At 39.2% G+C, this 19,714-nt stretch carries 18 protein-coding genes; 7 read left to right on the forward strand and 11 right to left on the reverse strand.

Translation table 11 applies throughout. The features are described 5' to 3' along the window. Positions 1-12: 12 nt before the first annotated feature. A complete protein-coding gene (locus DYH63_RS05915) occupies positions 13-858 on the reverse strand; it encodes a substrate-binding domain-containing protein (protein ID WP_116787933.1) in 846 nt (281 codons plus the stop codon). A 135-nt stretch (positions 859-993) separates the two neighbouring features. Continuing rightward, positions 994-2,502 (reverse strand): succinyl-CoA:acetate CoA-transferase ScpC, encoded by a 1,509-nt coding sequence (scpC, locus tag DYH63_RS05920; protein WP_116787934.1) that lies wholly within the window; start codon positions 2,500-2,502, stop codon positions 994-996. A 151-nt stretch (positions 2,503-2,653) separates the two neighbouring features. Between scpC and DYH63_RS05925 the strand changes: the two genes are divergently transcribed. Then, a complete protein-coding gene (locus tag DYH63_RS05925) occupies positions 2,654-3,457 on the forward strand; it encodes a helix-turn-helix domain-containing protein (RefSeq protein WP_116787935.1) in 804 nt (267 codons plus the stop codon). A 289-nt stretch (positions 3,458-3,746) separates the two neighbouring features. Here DYH63_RS05925 and DYH63_RS05930 read toward each other — a convergent pair whose 3' ends face one another. The 4 genes from DYH63_RS05930 to DYH63_RS05945 form a co-directional block, all read right to left on the reverse strand. Continuing rightward, a complete protein-coding gene (locus tag DYH63_RS05930) occupies positions 3,747-4,418 on the reverse strand; it encodes a hypothetical protein (RefSeq protein WP_116787936.1) in 672 nt (223 codons plus the stop codon). Between the two features lie 237 nt (positions 4,419-4,655). Then, entirely contained in the window at positions 4,656-5,111 is a 456-nt protein-coding gene (gene smpB, locus DYH63_RS05935) for an SsrA-binding protein SmpB (RefSeq protein WP_116787937.1), read from the reverse strand. A gap of 158 nt (positions 5,112-5,269) precedes the next feature. Then, positions 5,270-7,639: a glycosyltransferase gene (locus tag DYH63_RS05940; RefSeq protein WP_116787938.1), complete on the reverse strand. Its 2,370-nt coding sequence runs from the start codon at positions 7,637-7,639 to the stop codon at positions 5,270-5,272. A gap of 117 nt (positions 7,640-7,756) precedes the next feature. Continuing rightward, positions 7,757-8,020 (reverse strand): hypothetical protein, encoded by a 264-nt coding sequence (locus DYH63_RS05945; protein ID WP_116787939.1) that lies wholly within the window; start codon positions 8,018-8,020, stop codon positions 7,757-7,759. Between the two features lie 350 nt (positions 8,021-8,370). Here DYH63_RS05945 and DYH63_RS05950 point away from each other — a divergent pair, with 350 nt between their 5' ends. The 3 genes from DYH63_RS05950 to DYH63_RS05960 all read left to right on the forward strand — a co-directional run bounded on the left by DYH63_RS05950 (position 8,371) and on the right by DYH63_RS05960 (position 12,275). Then, positions 8,371-10,560, forward strand: coding sequence for a glutamine synthetase III family protein (locus DYH63_RS05950; protein ID WP_116787940.1), 2,190 nt, complete (start codon positions 8,371-8,373; stop codon positions 10,558-10,560). A 123-nt stretch (positions 10,561-10,683) separates the two neighbouring features. Beyond that, a complete protein-coding gene (locus DYH63_RS05955; protein ID WP_116787941.1) occupies positions 10,684-11,469 on the forward strand; it encodes an OmpA family protein in 786 nt (261 codons plus the stop codon). 23 nt (positions 11,470-11,492) lie between these two features. Beyond that, positions 11,493-12,275, forward strand: a complete 783-nt coding sequence (locus DYH63_RS05960) for an OmpA family protein (protein WP_162926940.1) — start codon at positions 11,493-11,495, stop codon at positions 12,273-12,275. 6 nt (positions 12,276-12,281) lie between these two features. Here the strand turns inward: DYH63_RS05960 and ypfJ are convergent, their stop codons facing one another. The 5 genes from ypfJ to panB all read right to left on the reverse strand — a co-directional run bounded on the left by ypfJ (position 12,282) and on the right by panB (position 16,689). Further along, positions 12,282-13,127: a KPN_02809 family neutral zinc metallopeptidase gene (gene ypfJ, locus DYH63_RS05965; RefSeq protein WP_116787943.1), complete on the reverse strand. Its 846-nt coding sequence runs from the start codon at positions 13,125-13,127 to the stop codon at positions 12,282-12,284. Positions 13,128-13,203: 76 nt separating this feature from the next. Further along, on the reverse strand, positions 13,204-14,553 hold the full coding sequence (locus DYH63_RS05970; RefSeq protein WP_116787944.1) for a hypothetical protein: 1,350 nt from the start codon (positions 14,551-14,553) through the stop codon (positions 13,204-13,206). Between the two features lie 112 nt (positions 14,554-14,665). Continuing rightward, the gene (locus tag DYH63_RS05975; protein WP_116787945.1) at positions 14,666-15,358 is read right to left on the reverse strand and encodes an RluA family pseudouridine synthase; all 693 of its coding nucleotides are present in this window, start codon (positions 15,356-15,358) and stop codon (positions 14,666-14,668) included. 63 nt (positions 15,359-15,421) lie between these two features. Further along, positions 15,422-15,772: a four helix bundle protein gene (locus DYH63_RS05980; RefSeq protein WP_116787946.1), complete on the reverse strand. Its 351-nt coding sequence runs from the start codon at positions 15,770-15,772 to the stop codon at positions 15,422-15,424. Positions 15,773-15,870: 98 nt separating this feature from the next. Next, entirely contained in the window at positions 15,871-16,689 is an 819-nt protein-coding gene (gene panB / locus DYH63_RS05985; RefSeq protein ID WP_116787947.1) for a 3-methyl-2-oxobutanoate hydroxymethyltransferase, read from the reverse strand. A gap of 126 nt (positions 16,690-16,815) precedes the next feature. Here panB and DYH63_RS05990 point away from each other — a divergent pair, with 126 nt between their 5' ends. The 3 genes from DYH63_RS05990 (at position 16,816) to DYH63_RS06000 (ending at position 19,461) form a co-directional block, all read left to right on the forward strand. Next, positions 16,816-17,247: a nuclear transport factor 2 family protein gene (locus tag DYH63_RS05990; protein ID WP_116787948.1), complete on the forward strand. Its 432-nt coding sequence runs from the start codon at positions 16,816-16,818 to the stop codon at positions 17,245-17,247. Positions 17,248-17,312: 65 nt separating this feature from the next. Continuing rightward, a complete protein-coding gene (gene ychF / locus DYH63_RS05995) occupies positions 17,313-18,407 on the forward strand; it encodes a redox-regulated ATPase YchF (RefSeq protein WP_116787949.1) in 1,095 nt (364 codons plus the stop codon). 427 nt (positions 18,408-18,834) lie between these two features. After that, positions 18,835-19,461, forward strand: a complete 627-nt coding sequence (locus DYH63_RS06000) for a porin family protein (RefSeq protein WP_116787950.1) — start codon at positions 18,835-18,837, stop codon at positions 19,459-19,461. The last annotated feature ends 253 nt before the right edge of the window (positions 19,462-19,714 follow it).

Raw genomic sequence — 19,714 nt, forward strand, 5'->3', positions numbered from 1 at the left:
AACTTGCACGGTTTACGTTGCAAGGCTCTCAAATGGGATGGTGTTGTTAATTATCGAAAGGTCCAGTAACTGTTCCTGTATCTTGTCAAATGTAATTTTATCCGGTTTCGTTTGCGACCAGCGGGTTAAATTTAGCCATTCGTTAATATCGTCCTGCTTTTGGTTATAGCGTTCCGCAAGCTGGCTGTCAATACCCGGTATCTGCTTAAAGGTAGATGTTTTAGAGTTGATTATTTCAAGTACTTTTTCAATAGCTTCAGGATCGTTCTCAAGCACTTCATTACGCACGGCAATTACAAAACTGGGCCATGGTGTAGGGCAGTCGCCCACACGCCTAAAGATGCCTTTATCTACAATGGGCTTGGTCATAAAATGCTCCCACATAAAATAATCTGCAGTGCCGGCAGTAAGTGCATCTACAGCGCCATCAAGCGTATTAATAATTTCAAAGCGCAGGTTAGCGGTATCCCAGCCTTCGTTCTCAGCATTTACAAATGCCATAAGGTGCGAACCCGACCCATAGCGGCTAATAGCCACAATTTTATTTTCAAGGTCGTCAATGGTTTCAAACGGAGATTTTGCCCCTACGTGTATGCCCCATATAAGCGGTGACTGCACATATATCTGTGCTATTTTAGATGTGTTTCCGGCTACAATATCTTTTATTATGCCTTCGGTAAGTATTACGGCAATATCTGTTTCGCCATCGCGCAGCATCTGGCAAAGCTTGCCTGTACCTTCAGGAACGTCCGTCCATTCAAGTGCGATATCATGCTTTACAAAATCGCCATTTTCAATACATAAATGCCACGGAAGGTTAAAGTGTTCCGGTACGCCGGCTATTTTAAGGTTTTTCATTATTTGTTACTTATACTTGTTATGGTAAGTAAGACAAATTTAATACCTTAATCTATATTTTAGCCATAAAAAATCCCTAAACCGTACTATAGATTTAGGGATAAAAGCAATTAGGGCAAGAATTGGCTGATATGGTTATAAAACAGGGCAGGCCTGTTTCATACTGCCACTGTTTTGCAGGGCTGTATGCCATGAAAATGCTTCTTCCAGTATATGTGGTGTGTGGCCGCCGCGTTCGCAGGCACGTGTGTAATAATCTTGCAGTGCCTCTTTATAGTCAGGATGTACACAATTTTCTATAATAACCTGTGCGCGTTCGCGAGGTGCAAGTCCGCGAAGGTCGGCCAGGCCGTGATCTGTAACCAGTATGTCTACATCGTGCTCGGTATGGTCTGTGTGCGATACCATTGGTACCACGTGGCTAATGGCATTATCTTCTTTAGAAGCTGACTGCGTTACAAAAATGCTCAGGTAAGCGTTACGTGCAAAATCGCCAGATCCGCCTATGCCATTCATCATTTTTGTGCCTGATAAGTGTGTAGAGTTAACATTGCCGTAGATGTCAAATTCTATAGCTGTGTTAATGCCTATAACACCCAGCCTGCGAATCACCTCCGGTGCATTGCTTATATTTTGGGGGCGCAATACAATCTTGTCTTTATATTGGTCAAAATTGTTAAGGAGGTGATTATAACAGGTCTCTGAAACGGTTATAGAAGATGCTGATGCAAAATCCATCACACCGGCATCTATAAGATGAAAGGTGCTGTCCTGTAATACCTCACTATACATGGTAAGATTTTTAAAATTGCCTTTGGCGAAACCCATCATTACGGCATTGGCTACTTTACCTATTCCCGCCTGAAGCGGAAGTAAAGAAGGTGTAAGCCTGCCCGAAGCCACTTCATTTTCAAAAAAGTTGATAAGATGGCCGGCAATCGCAATTGTTTTTTCATCGGGTTCTGCAATGCTGGCAGGGCTGTCTATTATTTCGGTAAATACTATACCCACCACTTTTTCAGGGTCTACGGGTATGTAGTCTATACCTATTCTTGTATCGGCAGCTGTAACCGGCAGCACATTGCGGTGTGGATAAGCATCTGGTACTAAAATGTCGTGTATGCCTTTAAAAGATGTTGGTATTGCCGTGTTTATCTCAATGATTATTTTTTTAGCAAGCTTTGCAAAAGTAGCAGAGTTACCTACCGATGTTGTAGGGATAATGTTTCCATTTTCATCTACGCCCAGGGCTTCTATAACTGCAAAGTCTAATGCGGGTAAGTGGCCGTTGCTTAACTGCTCAGCTGTTTCACTTAGGTGCTGGTCAATAAATAACACGTCGCCTGAATTTATTTTTTTGCGCAACGCTGCATCTACCTGAAAAGGCATCCTTTTGTAAAGCGCATTGGCATTAGCCAGGTCGCTGTCTGTGGTGTGGCCTAGTGATGCCCCGGTTATTAATGTAATGCCTATTTGTTCTTCTGCGGCGCGCAATGCAAAAGCAGGTAATACTGCCTTGCTGTCTCCGGCTTTGGTAAAACCGCTGCTGCCTACAGTCATGTGGTCTTCAAACATTGCTGCGGCGGCTGTGGCCGATATTATTTTAGACTGGTAATTTTTAAAAAGTATCCGTTCGGTGTTCATGTTTGGATGGATTATTTTTTACAAAAAATAAAGAATTTTACCCCTGAATAGTCTGGGTTATAAAACTGTTAACTAATCTTATACAAAATTACTAAACCGTTTTCCTGACAGATTATCTATTTTTGCCAAATATTTATTCAAAAAAGACACTATGGGCCAGAAATATTATCTTACTGATGTAGACACCGACCCTGAAAGCATCTATGTACACCACGACCTGATGGGGGAGTTGCTTATACCGGAGCATGAACATGTTAAAGCACAGTTTTTATATACCGAGGGTGGGGTGGTATATGTGCGTACAGATTCGCATACTTACTTTTTACCGGCACGCCATTTTATGTGGATTCCGGCCGGGGTAAGGCACAGTATACACCCCAGTAGTGAAAATGTTATAATGAGAAACCTTTATTTCCCCGCAGATAAAGATGATGCCCTGTTTTTTGAGGTAGAGGGAATATACCCGGTAAATGATCTTATATTAAACCTGCTTTTATATACTAACCGCTGGAAAGGAGATCTTAAGAAAGGGAGTAAGCATTACATTATAGCTGTTGCGTTAAAAATACTATTGGGCGACACAGCCCGCGAAAGCCTTTCGCTGTCGCTACCTATGCCTAAAGATAAACGACTTGTAAAAGTTGTAGACTATGTAAACAAAAACCTGCATAAAACCCTTTTGTTTAGCCAGGTGGCTGCTAAGTATGGGTTTAGTACACGAACACTGCACCGGCTGTTTATAAAAGACCTTGGCATGCCCTTTATTCGGTTTTTTACTGTCAGCCGTATGCTTAAAGCTATTGAGCTTTTAAACGAAAAGCAATTGCCTGTAAGCGAAGTAGCGATTTCTGTAGGTTATAGCAGCCTGCCTACATTTAGCAATACATTTTATAAATTACTGGGTGTGCGGCCTACAGAATATGCCAATGGTAAAAACATATTGAGCAGAGAATAATGATGCGTATGGAGATGAGGTATCTTTAAAAAAGCAAGCCCCGCTATTCTTGGAACAGAATGAGCGGGACTTAACAAACCAACCAACCAATTATTAATAAATCTCAATGAGATTTAAATAATAAATTTTTAGCAACTTGCGTGCCAAAGTGCAAATATAAACCAATTTTGATTTCCTGCAAACCAAAACTTGCTAAATGTGTAAAAAGTATTAGCAGAAATAAAAAAGTCCCTGAATATGCGGGATATTAAGGAACTTTTTAACTAACTCAAATTCTAAACTCTCAAATTTATTTTTTCTGTTCTCCTGCACTGCGCGAACCTCCTGCAGGAGCAGCGGTACGGTAATATGTATTATTGTTATTATTATCATTACGGCCTCCGTTATTATAGTTACCACCATTACCATTGTAACCGTTGTTTGGGTTACCATTATAGGCATATACCGGTTCATACCCCCTGCCACGGTTAGCATTGTTTACATAGCCACGAGTATCTATAATACGGCCCTGGCGGTCATACATTATGTTTAAAAGACCTATTTGGGTAAGTGCGTAGTTATTATAGCTCATATAAACAGTACCTATACGTTTTACACGGCCGGCATAGTCATAGTTTATATAAACGTTGCCTACACGCCTTACAAGTCCGTTAACATCGTGGTCTATACGCACGCCGCGATTATCATTTGTACCGGGTGCACCATAAGTAGCGTTAGCACGGCTGCCTGTGCGGTAGTAGTTAGTACTTGTAGTTCCCGGTTGGGTATTAAAATCCATTTCACCATTAGGAAAAACCATAAACTCAATACCACGCTCTATAAACACTACGGGTTCTGCCTCACGGTAATCTACAGGGTTGTTATGATATGTTGCATTGCCAGAAAAAACACTAAGTTCTGACGCTGTGGCCAGGCTACCAGTCAATAGTAATCCGGCAACTAAAAGGGTAACTTTTTTCATGACATTAAAATTTAGAAATTTGTGCCTACTCTTTGCTTTTCGGCTTTCGCTGTAAACCTTTTTGTAAGGCTTGATTATCTAAATACAAGTTGCGTGCCAAAAATCAGGAAAACGATGTATTTTATTTTATTTCTTTTTAAAATAACTGATTATCAATATTTTGAGTTAGTGTAAAAAAACAAGCCTGATCAATTTAAATGATCAGGCTTAAAAATATTATGTAAGAATTATTAAAACTTACTTATAGATCTTTTTAATGCGGTCTATATCACGTTTTGAATCACGTTCTTTCATTGTTTCGCGTTTATCATAGTTCTTTTTACCACGGCATAAGGCTATTTCCAGCTTTGCCATACCTTTTTCGTTTGTAAAAAGCTTTAAGGGTATAATGGTAAGCCCCTGGTTCTGTATGCTTTTTTCAAGGCTTTTAAGTTCCTTACGGTTTAGCAATAGTTTACGTTCACTTTTTGGAGTGTGGTTAAAGTTTCTGCTATAAGCATATTCTTCAATATTGGTATTTATCGCAAACAATTCGCTATTCTGGAATTCGCAAAAACTCTCTGCAATAGAAGCCTTACCCAACCTGATAGATTTTATTTCGCTGCCGGCAAGAACAATTCCTGCTGTATAGCGATCTATAATCTCGTAATCAAAGCGTGCGCGCTTATTTAATATGTTGACTGTTTTTTGCATAAGGGTACAAATGTAATAACAATAGTTTAATACGGCAATAATGTTAAGAAAGGCTTTACAATATTGTGTGCTAAAGTTGATTAAAACTGAACTGAACTAAAAAAATAAGGCTGCCCTCATTAGGCAGCCTCAGTTGTTTGTATAGTGGAGCGCGAAATTTATTGCTCTATCCTCAGCGCGGCAACTTTAGCAGCCCTGTTTTTCCTGCGGAAGTATACGGTATCTGCATTGCCAAAGTACTTGGTAATGGTAAGCCTTGCCATAGCATAGCTTACGGTACTTTCTGCACCCTGGTTAAGGTTTACACTGTGTTCTTCAAGACCGTCAAAACATCCGCCTGTACATGGGTTGTAAATAACGTGTTGCAGGTGGTTGTTACCCAGGAACCAGTTAAAGGCAATTTCCATCTTGTTAAGATATTCTTCGCTCTTGTATATATCATGAAATTTACGAAGAGCAAGTATGGTATAAGCTACATCAATAGGCTGTTCGCCATAGCGCTCTCTTTTACCGCCCCTTACCAGCCAGCTCCTGTTAGATATAATGTTGATGCTCTCGTTATCAAAGGTCTGGGTTAACAGGAAGTCGAAAGATTCTTTTGCAACTTCGCCATATACTTCATTGCCTGTAATGGCGTAGCATAGTAGTAATGCTTCGGGCAGTACGCTGTTAGCATAAGTAAGGTAACCTTCAAACCACCTCCAGTTTTCATCGGCTTCATGGCGGTACATCTGTACCATCCTGTCTGCAAACATTTTCATGTAGATAAGCGTATCGCTATCTTTAACATGACGGTTGTAGTAATATAATCCTTTAATTACAAAACACATAGCACGTGTAGAGTACATGTTTTTAGTAAGCGGAAGGGTGTTCATAAAAATGTTTTCCGCTTGCCTTATCATGTGTGCAGGCAATATATTTCCAAGTGAAATTACATAACCAAGTGCCCACATAGCGCGGCCAGAGCTGTCTTCCAGATTTTCGTTGTTATTCTGGTCTGTAAAATTTTTATTTACATCAGTATAATTAAGGAATGTACCATCTGGCTGTTGGCAGTATTCTATATAATCAAGGTATATTTTAATATACTTCAGGTTATCTGCCTCCCTGTATTTTTTATAATGCTGGCATATGGCTATCATGGCGCGTGCATTATCATCAAGGGTATAACCACTGGCCAGGTCGGGCACGTTAAGCTTTGCAAACTGTACCATCCCAAAATCAGTGGTCATGTTTTTAATATGATTCAATTTTATTTTAGGATTGCGGTATTCCAACTTTATAGCGCCTTGGGCAGCTGTTTTTTGAAGCACTTTTGCATGGCTTACAGCAGAGTTTTCCCAGGCTGTATGCACTATCTTATGCAGGCCGTTAAGTATCATTTTTTCCCTTAGTACAGGGTCAAACAGTAATGTGTTGATGCGCTCTGCAAGCTGCTCGCTGTTACCAAAGTCAAAGGTAAAACCAGTATCTCCTGCCAAAACTTCTACAGCGTGAGGGATAGGAGTAGAGACTATAGGGCAGCCGCAGCTAAGTGCATAGCTAAAGGTACCACTTACAGCCTGGTTAGGGTCTTTAGAAGAGAATACATAAATATCTGTTAGTTGCAGATATTCTAAAAGCTCATCTAATGCTACATATTTATTGATAAACTGTACATTGTTTTGCAGGCCAAGGTCCTCAATTTTTTGAGTAAGGAACTCTCTGTAAACCTCACCTTCGTTAATTACTACGGTAGGGTGTGTTTTACCAATGATAAGAAAAAGTACATCCGGATTTTTGTCTACAATATTTGGCAGGGCATCCAGTGTAGTTTCTATTCCTTTACCAGAACTTAGTAGCCCGAAGGTACTAAGTACTGTACGGCCTTTAAAGCCATGTTTTTCTTTAAGCGCCGGGCCATTGCCGTGGCTTACAAGGTGTGTACCGTGTGCAATTACATTAATTTTTTCACGGTCTACTATATAGTCGCGTACCAGTATATCGGCGGCGTTGTTTGTCATTACAATAAGAGAGTCGGCGCTGTTTAGTATGTGCTGAACATTGGCCTTAAATACCTCATCAGGGTTAGGTAGTACCGTGTGGAAAACCACCGATACAGGTTTTTGTACATCTTCAAGAAAACGGTTAAAATCTTCAACCGTTTCATGTACAAGGCCAAACTCATGCTGCATCAAAACAATTTTGATGTTCTCATCTTCATTAATGGCCTGTGCAAGTTTTTTATAAGACTCCGGTTCGCTGGTATTAAGTATGTATTTTACAGCGGGGTCGGTATAGGTGTGCTGCTCCTTGTTAGTTTCAAGGGCGCATATTTTAATAGAGAATGAATCGACATAATGGTCGTTCATGGCTTTTATAAGATCCTGGCTGTAGGTGGCTATGCCACACTGCCTTGGGGGGAAAGTGGTAATTACAAGTATTTCGGGTAATGTTTCCGGTTGGCTGGTAATGTTTTGTGCTGCAAGCTGCTCAATGATTTGATTATAAGGTTGGAATTTATTTCCGGAGTTTTTTCTCGTTTTCATGGCGTGGTATGTGTATTGTATAAAGTAGAAATATTATGTCATTAGTGGTGTTTTGGTTAACAGATTTAAAAAACCGGCTGCAATAAACAACCGGCCTTTTATTTACTTATGCTGTGCTTATGCCTTAGCGGCATTATTAGCCCATTCCTGGGCTCTTTCTTTAGCGGCGTTTACAAGTTCTCCTGCTTCGCCGGCTGCATTTTTGTATTCTTTTTCAGCTTTACGCTTTAGTTCATGCAGTTTATGCTTAAAGTTTTCTTTAGCCTCCTCTACATGTTCACGGTAGATATTGTTTTTCCTTCTTTTTGCAATTAGCACTGCTGCTGTGGCAAGTACCGCTGCTCCCGCAGCAATACCTAAAACAAGTTTTTTATTAGTCATTTTATTTGGCTATTTTTATTACTATTTTAAATCTTTAGCCAAATTATGGAATACCTATAATATAGTCAATTTGCTTAATATATATTTAACTCAATTAACAAACCTTTGTGAATTTTGTATTTTTGATGCGGGTTGTAAGAATTTTATTCAATAAAATGTAATCCGAAGCAAAAAGCTATTAAATTTACGTAAAAGTTTTCAATCCCTTATATTGAAAGGGAAGTTTTGCGTTTTTGTCAGTAAACTAAAATTTAACCCCTATAAAATAGAGGGGTAGTCAAAGAAGTAAACATATTTTTGTACATTTGCACAGGTTTTAATCAGTCATTAACATTTAAAATTAAAGTTTCATGTCAACATTTCGTTTTGAGGCCATAAAAGAAACCGCAGGCAGAAAGCCGGTTAAGGTAGAAGAACTGGACAGAAAATCGATTATTTTTGGAAGTAACGTATTCAACGATAAGGCGATGCGTCAATTTTTAACAGGCGAAGCATACAAGGCCGTACAAGGCGCTGTGCAGCATGGTACAAAAATAGACCGTAAACTTGCCGATTATATAGCAATGGGTATGAAAGAGTGGGCACTTAGCAAAGGTGTTACACATTATACACACTGGTTTCAGCCCCTAACAGGTACTACTGCAGAAAAGCATGATGCCTTTTTTGAAACATCTATGGATGGCAGCGACCCGGTAGAAAAATTTGGAGGCACTCAGCTTGTACAACAAGAGCCGGATGCATCGAGTTTTCCTAACGGAGGTATAAGAAATACTTTTGAAGCCCGTGGCTACACAGCCTGGGATCCTACGTCTCCTGCCTTTATATATGGTACAACACTTTGTATCCCTACAGTATTTGTATCATACACCGGTGAGGCACTGGATTATAAAGTGCCATTGCTTCGTGCGCTTTCAGCCGTAGATGAAGCTGCTGTAGATGTATGCCAGTATTTTGATAAAAATGTAAAAAAAGTAACTGCAACCCTTGGTTGGGAGCAGGAATATTTCCTTATCGATTCTGCCCTTGCAGCATCAAGGCCGGACATAACACTTACAGGCCGTACGCTTCTTGGCCATTCATCGGCTAAAGGACAGCAGCTGGATGACCATTATTTTGGTTCTATATCTACACGTGTGCTTAACTATATGCGCGATCTTGAAAACGAATGTATGCTGCTTGGTATACCCGTTAAGACCCGCCACAATGAGGTAGCGCCTAACCAGTTTGAGCTTGCCCCGATATTTGAAGAGGCTAACCTTGCAGTAGACCACAACTCGCTGCTTATGGATGTAATGCAAAAAGTAGGCGAGCGCCATAACTTTAAAGTATTACTTCATGAAAAACCGTTTGCAGGTGTAAATGGTAGTGGTAAGCACAATAACTGGAGTATGGCTACAGATACCGGCGTTAACCTGCTTGGGCCTGGTAAAACGCCTATGAGCAACCTGCAATTCCTTACGTTCTTTATTAACACGATCAAAGCTGTATATAGCAATGAAGAGTTATTAAGGGCTGCTATTGCAACAGCATCTAACGATCACAGGCTTGGAGCTAATGAGGCACCACCTGCAATTATATCTGTTTTTGTAGGCCAACAGCTTACAAAAGTTCTTGCAGAGCTTGAAGGAGTATCTGCGGGTAAACTTTCTCCTGAAGAAAAAACAGACCTTAAACTTAATGTTGTAGGTAAAATTCCAGACCTGTTATTAGATAATACAGACAGGAACCGTACGTCTCCTTTTGCCTTTACGGGTAATAAGTTTGAGTTCCGTGCGGTAGGATCTTCTGCTAACTGTGCCAATGCGATGACTATTCTTAACGCAATCATGGCTAAGCAGCTTAAAGACTTCAAAAAAGAGGTTGATGCCCTTATTGAAGGTAAAGAGATGAAAAAGGATGACGCTATCTTTAACGTACTAAGGGAATACATCAAAGAAACTAAAACAATTCTTTTTGAAGGTGATGGTTACAGCGATGCGTGGGCTGAAGAAGCTGCAAAACGTGGCCTGAGCAACCATAAAACTACTCCTGAGGCACTTAAAGCTAAAGTAAGCGAAAAGACACTTTCTCTTTTCTCAGATCTTGGTATCATGAACCATGTTGAGGCTGAAGCCCGTTATGAGATAGAACTTGAAGAGTATACTAAAAAAATACAGATAGAAGGCCGCGTGCTGGGAGATATTGCCCGTAACCACGTAATTCCTACAGCTATACGTTACCAAAATGTACTTATTGAGAACGTAAAAGGTCTTAAAGAAATATTTGGTGCAGAATATGAAACGGTAGGTAAAGAGCAAATCTCTATCATCCGCGAAATTTCAGGACACATTACAGGCATCAACACTAAAGTTGAAGAAATGACCGAAGCCCGTAAAGCCGCTAACGCCCTGGCTAGTACGGAAGAGCAGGCAGCTGCTTACTGTAATAACGTAAAACCGTTGTTTGACGTTATCAGGAGGCATGCAGATAAGCTTGAACTTATTGTTGACGATGAAATATGGCCGCTTACTAAATACAGGGAGCTGTTATTTACACGCTAGTCTAAATACGATCACTATACCTGAACCTGCCACTTTCGTGGCAGGTTTTTTTATGGGTACAGGAAATAACATTCTGCTTTTTTCGTTGTATTTTTGAACTAAACCACAAACCAAATTTATATTATGAAAAAAGCCCTGTTAGTGCTTCTGTTTTTCAGTTCCCTTATTATACATGCTCAGCAACAGTTTACCGTTTATTTTGATTTTGATGTAGATGAAACATCATCGTTGTCATCTTTAAAACTTGATGACTGGATAAAAAATAATAAGGATGTCAGTGTGGTAAAAATTTATGGCTATGCCGACAAAACCGGCGATTCGCTTTATAATATAGACCTGTCTGAAAGGCGAGCGGCCTATACTTATAAAAAACTACAGGAGGGTAATGTTGATGTAACTGGTACAGAACAGAAAGGTTTTGGCGAAAGCCAGTCAACTGCTGTTCGTTCTGCTAAAGACCGTAAAGTTGTGGTATATTACACAATCCCCGAGCCCAAAGTGGTAGTTGTGCCAAAAAAGCCCGAGCCTACAGCCTTTGCTAAAAAAGTAACTACAGCCGTAAAAGGGGATAAGATAAAAATACCCAATCTTAATTTTTATAATAATTCAGATATAGTGTTGCCGCAATCGCGCCCTATACTCGAAGATTTGCTGAGCATTTTAAAAGATAATCCAAATCTTAAAATAGATATTCAGGGGCATATTTGCTGCCAAAAAGTAGAAGAAAACCAAATATCGCTGCGCAGGGCAAAAACCGTATATTTTTTCCTTGTGCAAAATGGTATCGATAAAGACCGATTAACTTATAAAAGCTTTGGCAGTAGTGTTCCTATTTATAAGCTTCCAGAAAAATCTGAAGAAGAAAAAGTTGCCAACCGCCGTGTAGAGATAGAGATCATTCAGAAATAGTTTGTTAAGTAATATAGATGTCTATGAAAAGTTTGTACATATATTTCTTCATTTTATTTGCATCTGTAGCTCAGGCGCAGCAACAGTTTACTATTTACTTTGCCAATAATGCTGATATACCCCTTTCTGATTCGGCCGAAAGTTTGAATACATGGATAGGTAATAATACTACATCAGTCATATCAAAAGTATACGGATATACCGATAAAGCCGGCGATTCCCTTTATAACATAGCCCTTTCTCAACGACGCGTTGCAAACATCTATGAAATACTCACAAAAGCAAAAATAGATGTCACCGGGACTGAGTTGAAGAGTTTAGGAGAAAGTGAGGCAATGGCTGAAAATTCTGCGGCAGACAGGAAAGTAACCATTTACTATACACAACCAAAACCGGTTGTGGCAATTGCAAAAAAATCTGAATCAGAAGATTTTGCTAATGAGGTACGAAATGCAGAACGCGGTACCAAATTAAGGATACCAAATCTTAACTTCTACGGAGGTACATATACACCGCTGAAAGAGTCTGAACCGGCTTTAGAAGAACTGGCTAAAATAATGAAGGCTAATCCGAAGTTAAGGATTGAAATCCAGGGGCATATTTGCTGCTATGCAGGCGATTCAGGAAATCTGTCAGCTTTGAGGGCGAGGGCTGTGTATTGGTTTCTTTTAGATAAAAAAATTGCCGAAGACAGAATGACCTATAAAGGTTTTGGTGGAAGCAGGCCTATTTATGCCATGCCCGAAAAATCTGAAGAAGAGCGCATAACCAACCGTCGTGTAGAAATTGAAATTGTTGAGAATTAAACATCTTTACAATCCTGAAAAAGTATCTCCCTGATTGATGTCTCCGGTTTCAAAACCTTTCTTAAACCATTGCATGCGCTGTGCCGAAGTACCGTGTGTAAAAGAGTCAGGAACTACCTGTCCCTGAGCCTTTTTTTGTATGGCATCATCGCCCACGGCATTAGCGGCGCTAAGCGCTTCTTCAATATCGCCTTCTTCAAGCACATTGTTCATTTTTTGGTCATAATGCGCCCACACACCGGCATAAAAGTCTGCCTGTAGTTCTAACGCAACCGATAGCTTGTTGGCATCACGTTCGCTGCTTTGTTGTTGCAGGCTGCGTACTTTTGCAGATGTGCCCATAAGGTTTTGTACATGGTGGCCTATTTCGTGTGCTATAACATAGGCTATAGCAAAGTCGCCACCTTTAGCGCCGAAGCGTGTTTGAAGTTCATCAAAAAAAGCCATGTCCATATATACCTTACGGTCTTGAGGGCAGTAAAATGGGCCCACAGAAGATGAAGCACCGCCACAGGCAGTTTGCACACCATCGCGAAACAACACTAGCTTTGGATTTTCGTAAGTCAGGCCGTTCTCCGTAAAAACTTTAGCCCATACATCTTCTGTATCCGCTAAAACGGTACGCACAAATTCACCTTCTTTTTTATCTTCTTCGGTTAGTTCAGTTGTTTGCGACTGGGGCTGTATGGTGTTTTGAAGGTCATTAATAACACTTCCTGCATCGCCACCCATAAACATATTTATAAGTAGCACTATAACACCTATTATACCACCGCCTATAGCAACCTGTCCGCCAGATACGCCACGGCGGTCTTCCATATTATCACTTTGTCTTCTGCCTGACCATTTCATAGTAATGCGATTTTTAGTACACTGAAATTATATATTACAATTGTAAACCCATTATATTTTACCACCATTTTAGCATTTACAGGCTAAAACGGAAACCTAAATAAGCATCTGCCTGATGTGTGTCGCTACTATTAAATATAGCAGTAAGAAAAGAGCCTGAACCTATGTAAAAACCGCGATATCGTGCGCCAATGCCTGCTGCAAATCCGGATATTTCGGTAGTAGAAAGCGGTAAATAAACTTCAAAATTATCTGTAGCATAGCGTGGTGTTATAGTAAGTATGTTTTGTACCGCTATTTGTGTTTCCTCATAATCCTGGCTAAGTTTCTGCTGGGTAAAGGCTCCTAAAAACCAATTGTTGTAAATCCTTACATCGGCATATAATGCAAATGTGCCGGGAGACTTTATTTTAAAGTCTTTACTTTCCTTAGTAATTTGAGCAAAACCACTCTGTATAAGCTTTTGTTCTATGTTCTGGATATTCGTATCTCCGCTAAATTGTTCCAGATCCAGGTATTGGCCCTCGGGTACATTTAATATGTAGCTGTTGCTCTGGTTGTTATCATCTTTAAAAGTCATGGTACCAATGTTACGGAAAGCCACTCCTGCATTTATAAGTTTACGATTATCATCAGCAGATTTCCAGTTGTAATTAGCACCAAAGTCTACAGAGAAACCTTGCGGTCCGTTGCCAAAGTAATCTGCAAAATTGCCTGCATCGCTAAAGTTATCTGCAAGCGCACCTGAGTAAGCAAAATTTACATTTGTAAAAGCATCTGTAAGTACGATGTTGCCACCTTGTGTTGTTATAGTACCGTCAAAATTGCTGGCACTCATACGTGCGTAAGTACCCGGGAATAATACCTTAAAAGTAGCACCGGCATTTATGGTATGCCCATCAAAACTTATAATTTCTCTTGCCACACTCAGCCCAATTTCGCCCCATGTTGTGGCAGTTGCCTTTTGGTTATAATCTACCAATACTGCTGTTGCGGTTTCTAAAGATTCTGGAGTATTGCCATTTACAATAGCATTACCCAGGTCGTTATTAATATCGATTATATTAGCTTTTGTTTTTCCGGCGGTAGTAATTGCAAATGTCCACTTATCCATTTTATAAGCAAAAGAAGGACCCAGAATTTCGATGTCGGCACGAAGGCTTGCCGGCTTGTCGCCTGAAAATATTTTATCTTCAAAATTTGTTGAAGATAAAATATCGCTAAAACCAATCTTGTTGTTAGATACATAAGCACTAACAGAAAGAACATTAAAAGAGTAGGTGTTTTGAAGGTTAGCTAACTCAGACGGATTTATAGCACCGCTAAGAATTCCTGTACTTTGCGATGTCGCAATTCCTGTAAAATGTTCCTGCGCCTGTATGTATCCCACACACAGTATTGCTAAAATTGATAAGGGTGTTTTCATGGTTTTGGCTTTTTCATACTAATTTACTTAATAAATTAAGTAATTGATTGCCAAATACCTGTTATTCTTTTGTGAAATTAAGTGCTTAATTTTAACAAAATTTAACCATAGATTACGCTATACTTTGCCAAAGTGCATCGGCAGGTACAGGAGCTGTAATTTCAATGGGGGTTTTTGCCACGGGGTGTGTAAAAGTAAGCTTACGTGCATGAAGGCAAATTCCGCCGTCAGGATTACTTCGGTCTGCACCATATTTAAGGTCGCCTTTAATAGGAGATCCAATAGCCGATAGCTGCGACCGTATCTGGTGATGGCGGCCGGTATGCAGGTCTATTTCCAGCGCGGTGTAGTTTGTAAGCTGTTTTATTATTTTATAATCCAGTACCGCAATTTTGCTCTCTGGCACTTCTTTAGCAAAGGCTTTGCTGGTATTACTTTTTTCGTTGCGCTTAAGGTAATGGGTTAGGGTAGAAGTTTCTTTTTCAGGCCTGTTCTTTACTATAGCCCAATACGTTTTTTGTGTTTCACGATTTTTAAACATTTCATTAAGGCGGGTAAGTGCCTTGGTGGTACGCGCAAAAACCACAATTCCGGTTGTAGGCCTGTCAAGCCTGTGTACTACACCCAGAAAAACTTCTCCCGGCTTTTCGTACTTGTCTTTAATATATTCTTTTACAACTTCGCTAAGAGGCTTATCACCGGTTTTATCGCCCTGCACAATATCGCCCACACGCTTGTTAACCACTATAATGTGGTTGTCTTCAAAAAGTACCTGAAGGTTGGTTTTATCCGAAAGTATCTTCAAAATGGAATTTTAGTATTTTAGAATATGAGTATTTTAGAGAGCACGCATAAAATACGTTAAGTATTATGAGAGTGTCGACCTTAGGCGGGAAGCCATCTTTACAATACTATCAAGCTTAAGTAGTAGTGGATTCAAATAATTTAAATTTATAAAGCCTAAATCGCATGCAATTAATAGTTGGGTTTCAATTTCATTTGCAGAGCCAATTGCTATTTCCAAAAATCGTAAGAAATCTTTATTACAACTTCTTGAAGCACCTTCGGCAATGTTACAGGGAATTGATACTGCTGCCCTGCGTAGCTGGTTAGTTAATCCAAATTTTTCAGATTCAGGAAACGATGAAGTTACAGTGTATATATCAGTACAGAATAACCTACTTTGTTTCCAAACTTCTAAATCTTTAAACCTATGCATAAAGTTCTAACTTCTTATTTAACCAAAATACTAAAGATCTAATACGTCAATTTCAGAAAGTCTAAAATTCTAATATACCAAAATACTAAAATTCCAAATTAATATTGTTCCTTCTCGTTAGGGAAATCGCTAGATTTTACATCCTTAGAGTATTGTGCAATAGCTTCGGTCATTTGCTCGTACAAATTAAGGTACCTGCGTAAAAAACGCGGACTGAATTCATTATTCATGCCCAGCATATCGTGTATTACCAAAACCTGCCCGTCTACACCACCACCGGCACCAATGCCAATAACCGGGATAGAAATACTTTCGGCAACTTTTTGTGCAAGTGCAGCCGGTATCTTTTCGAGTACCACGGCAAAACATCCCAGGCGCTCCAGTAGTTTGGCATCTTCAATTAACTTGTCTGCTTCCTGTTCTTCTTTAGCACGTACTGTGTAAGAGCCAAATTTATATATAGACTGTGGCGTAAGGCCAAGGTGCCCCATAACAGGTATACCTGCATGCAACAGTTTTTTTACAGAGTCTTTTATCTCGCTGCCACCTTCAAGTTTAAGGGCGTGGGCGCCGCTTTCTTTCATAATACGGATAGCAGAACGCAAGGCTTCTTTAGGGTCGCTCTGATAGGTACCAAACGGAAGGTCTACTACCACTAAAGCGCGGTCTACACCACGCACTACAGATGACGCATGGTACACCATTTGGTCTAGTGTAATAGGCAGTGTGGTTTCATGGCCTGCCATAACATTACTTGCTGAATCGCCTACTAATATTACATCGACACCGGCAGAGTCTACAATTTTTGCCATGGTAAAATCGTATGCAGTAAGCATAGAGATTTTTTCGCCATTGGCTTTCATTTCTATTAGCGACTTGGTGGTTATTCTTTTATAATCTTTTTTAGCGACAGACATAATTTTCAAAAATTTTGAACGTAAAAGTACTAAATTGCGTTTATAATAAGCCGCTTACTGCGATTTTATTAATAAACGTACAAACAAATTAAAGTATAACAGTAACTTATAAAATTTAAAAATACTATGAAAAAAATATTTATCCTGTTTTTTGCAGGTATTGTGCAGCTTACAATGGCTCAGGAAGCCCAGGTTAAAAAAACGGTGGAGACTTTTTTTGCGGGCCTGAACGCTACTGATGTGGCCAAAATAAAAACGGTTTGCGCCGACGATATGATACTGCAATCTGTAGCGGTACATACGGCTGCAAATAAATTTACACAAGAAACAGCTGCAAAGTTTTATGAAGGTATAGAGAAGAATGCCGGTAAAGCAAAATTTGAAGAACGTGTAAAAGAATATAAGATAGCCACAGATGGCAACATAGCACATGTATGGGTACCATATGAGTTTTATATCAATAACGAGTTTAGTCATAAAGGGGCTAATTCTTTTGAACTTGTAAAATTTAAAGAAGGCTGGAAAATAGTATATGTTATTGATAGCCGTGAACCTTAAAAACTAAGTTGGCAGGCAAGTATAAATACGCTATATTTGCACCCTGAAAAAAACAAGTTTCTAAAATGAAAGCAGGTATAGTAGGATTGCCAAATGTGGGCAAATCAACCCTTTTTAATTGTTTGTCTAATGCTAAGGCACAAAGTGCTAACTTCCCTTTTTGTACGATAGAGCCAAACATAGGTGTGGTAAACGTACCGGATCCAAGGCTTGAAAAGCTTGAGCAACTGGTAAACCCGGAGCGCGTAGTACCTGCAACAGTAGATATTGTAGATATTGCAGGCCTTGTAAAAGGTGCCAGTAAAGGTGAAGGCCTTGGTAACCAGTTTTTGGGTAACATAAGAGAGTGTAACGCTATTATACACGTGCTGCGTTGTTTTGATAACGATAACATTATTCACGTAGATGGTAATGTAAACCCTATTCGCGATAAAGAAACTATTGATATAGAACTACAGCTTAAAGACCTTGAGACAGTTGAGAAACGTCTTGAAAAGGCTAAAAAAGCTGCTAAAGTAGGTAGTAAAGAAGCGCAGGCAGAAGTAGCCTTATTAGACAGGATTCGTGAAGCATTGCTTCAGGCAAAATCTGCGCGTACTGTTATACCTCAAAGCCAGGATGAGGCAGAGCTTATCGAAGATTTTCAACTGATAACAACTAAGCCTGTACTATATGTATGTAATGTAGATGAAGGTAGTGCTGTTAACGGTAATGCTTATGTAGAGCAGGTTCGCGAACTGGTAAAAGATGAAAATGCAGAAGTAATGTTTCTTGCAGTAGGTACAGAAGCGGATATTACAGAACTTGAAACTTATGAAGAGCGCCAGATGTTTCTTGAAGACCTGGGTCTTAAAGAGCCGGGAGCTTCGTCGCTTATAAGATCTGCATATAAATTGCTTACCCTGCAAACTTACTTTACGGCAGGTGTAAAAGAGGTTAGGGCATGGACTATAAACATTGGTAATACAGCGCCACAGGCGGCCGGTGTTATCCACTCTGATTTTGAAAAAGGTTTTATACGTGCAGAGGTTATTGCTTTTGATGATTATGTAACATATGGCACAGAGGCTAAAGTTAAAGAAGCAGGAAAGCTTAAAGTAGAAGGTAAAGAATATATTGTAAAGGATGGTGATGTAATGCACTTCCGTTTCAACGTATAATTATATAGGATAACAGGTTAATCCTGATTTTTAAAACGGCAGATTCTAAATAAAGAATCTGCCGTTTTTTATTGATATATATATTAGTCGAATTTTATTAGTGAGTTTTTGATAAATTTTAGTTGTTATTTTTTAAGTAAAAACAAAATAACGGCACTTAATTGCTATTCATCGCAACAAAGTAGGGTATTGGTCTAAATTCAGCTTTTTCATCATTCAGCCTTTTATACATTTGTAGTGTAATTAAAAGGTACTTCATGCCTTTGATTATTGAAAAGTGAATATTTTTCATTAGATTGGTTTTGATTGGTTTAGTAAAAATGTCCCGTAAGCAAGAGTGCCTGCGGGACATTTGTTTTATATTACTTTTTAATTAACATCATTATTGTTAACTGTTTTTAATTATGTTTGCAAAAAAAATCAACCAATGAAAAAACTTCTTTTAACAACCCTGTTTGCCGGGTTGTGTTCTATTACTGCCGGTGCACAGGCAAAAGGTAATATAGAGTTTGGCCTTAATGTGGGTTACAACTCATCAAGTATCAGTACAACAGAATACAGAAATTATTTTGATTCGCATTCGTCTTTCAACGTGGGTATGGGAGCAGATTTTTTCTTTAACGACCGTTGGAGTATAAAGGTAAAAGCAATATATGACCGTAAAGGTTATGATAATGTATATTTTACTGATTCCGGAACTATGGTAACATTTAATGCTAATTTAAAACTAGATTATATAACTGTACCAGTAATGGCTAACTGGCATTTTGGACGTAAAAGAAACTGGTACCTTAATTTTGGCCCTTATGTGGGTTTCTTGGTAAATGCCAAGGAAACAAGGTTTGACCAGGACCTGAAAGAAGGCTTTAATAGCACAGATGCAGGGCTTGCCTTTGGGATAGGTGTTAAGATACCGCTTAATGATAAATTGAAAATATTTTTTGAGTACGACGGGCAGTCAGGTTTTAGTGATATTGCTAAAAATAATTATTATAGTAATTCTTATATAAACCGGGGTGCGGTAAATGTGGGTTTAAATTTTCTACTTAAATAGTTTAGGTAATAACTATGTCACATGGTTTATGCAAAAAAAAGCAGGAGTAACTTTAGTTGCTCCTGTTTTTTTGTTTAGAAACGCTTTAAAAGTTTATCGGGATACTATTTTAAAGGCTTGATAAGAAGTTTTGGGTGTTTTAGCTGTAATCACTAAAATCCCTTCCAAATTTTGATTACAGCGCTCTATAGAGTGATTCGATGACTTTTACATTGATATTGTAAGCGCCACAATTTTTGGTATTGATCCGAAA

Source organism: Flavobacterium psychrotrophum (genome assembly GCF_003403075.1).
Taxonomy (GTDB): Bacteria; Bacteroidota; Bacteroidia; order Flavobacteriales; family Flavobacteriaceae; genus Flavobacterium; species Flavobacterium psychrotrophum.

Excerpts from the sequence above, each read along its gene's own strand:
- DYH63_RS05915 (WP_116787933.1), bottom strand. The coding sequence starts at position 858 with ATGAAAAACCTTAAAATAGCCGGCGTACCGGAACACTTTAACCTTCCG.
- scpC (WP_116787934.1), bottom strand. The coding sequence starts at position 2,502 with ATGAACACCGAACGGATACTTTTTAAAAATTACCAGTCTAAAATAATA.
- DYH63_RS05925 (WP_116787935.1), top strand. The coding sequence starts at position 2,654 with ATGGGCCAGAAATATTATCTTACTGATGTAGACACCGACCCTGAAAGC.
- DYH63_RS05930 (WP_116787936.1), bottom strand. The coding sequence starts at position 4,418 with ATGAAAAAAGTTACCCTTTTAGTTGCCGGATTACTATTGACTGGTAGC.
- smpB (WP_116787937.1), bottom strand. The coding sequence starts at position 5,111 with ATGCAAAAAACAGTCAACATATTAAATAAGCGCGCACGCTTTGATTAC.
- DYH63_RS05940 (WP_116787938.1), bottom strand. The coding sequence starts at position 7,639 with ATGAAAACGAGAAAAAACTCCGGAAATAAATTCCAACCTTATAATCAA.
- DYH63_RS05945 (WP_116787939.1), bottom strand. The coding sequence starts at position 8,020 with ATGACTAATAAAAAACTTGTTTTAGGTATTGCTGCGGGAGCAGCGGTA.
- DYH63_RS05950 (WP_116787940.1), top strand. The coding sequence starts at position 8,371 with ATGTCAACATTTCGTTTTGAGGCCATAAAAGAAACCGCAGGCAGAAAG.
- DYH63_RS05955 (WP_116787941.1), top strand. The coding sequence starts at position 10,684 with ATGAAAAAAGCCCTGTTAGTGCTTCTGTTTTTCAGTTCCCTTATTATA.
- DYH63_RS05960 (WP_162926940.1), top strand. The coding sequence starts at position 11,493 with ATGAAAAGTTTGTACATATATTTCTTCATTTTATTTGCATCTGTAGCT.
- ypfJ (WP_116787943.1), bottom strand. The coding sequence starts at position 13,127 with ATGAAATGGTCAGGCAGAAGACAAAGTGATAATATGGAAGACCGCCGT.
- DYH63_RS05970 (WP_116787944.1), bottom strand. The coding sequence starts at position 14,553 with ATGAAAACACCCTTATCAATTTTAGCAATACTGTGTGTGGGATACATA.
- DYH63_RS05980 (WP_116787946.1), bottom strand. The coding sequence starts at position 15,772 with ATGCATAGGTTTAAAGATTTAGAAGTTTGGAAACAAAGTAGGTTATTC.
- panB (WP_116787947.1), bottom strand. The coding sequence starts at position 16,689 with ATGTCTGTCGCTAAAAAAGATTATAAAAGAATAACCACCAAGTCGCTA.
- DYH63_RS05990 (WP_116787948.1), top strand. The coding sequence starts at position 16,816 with ATGAAAAAAATATTTATCCTGTTTTTTGCAGGTATTGTGCAGCTTACA.
- ychF (WP_116787949.1), top strand. The coding sequence starts at position 17,313 with ATGAAAGCAGGTATAGTAGGATTGCCAAATGTGGGCAAATCAACCCTT.
- DYH63_RS06000 (WP_116787950.1), top strand. The coding sequence starts at position 18,835 with ATGAAAAAACTTCTTTTAACAACCCTGTTTGCCGGGTTGTGTTCTATT.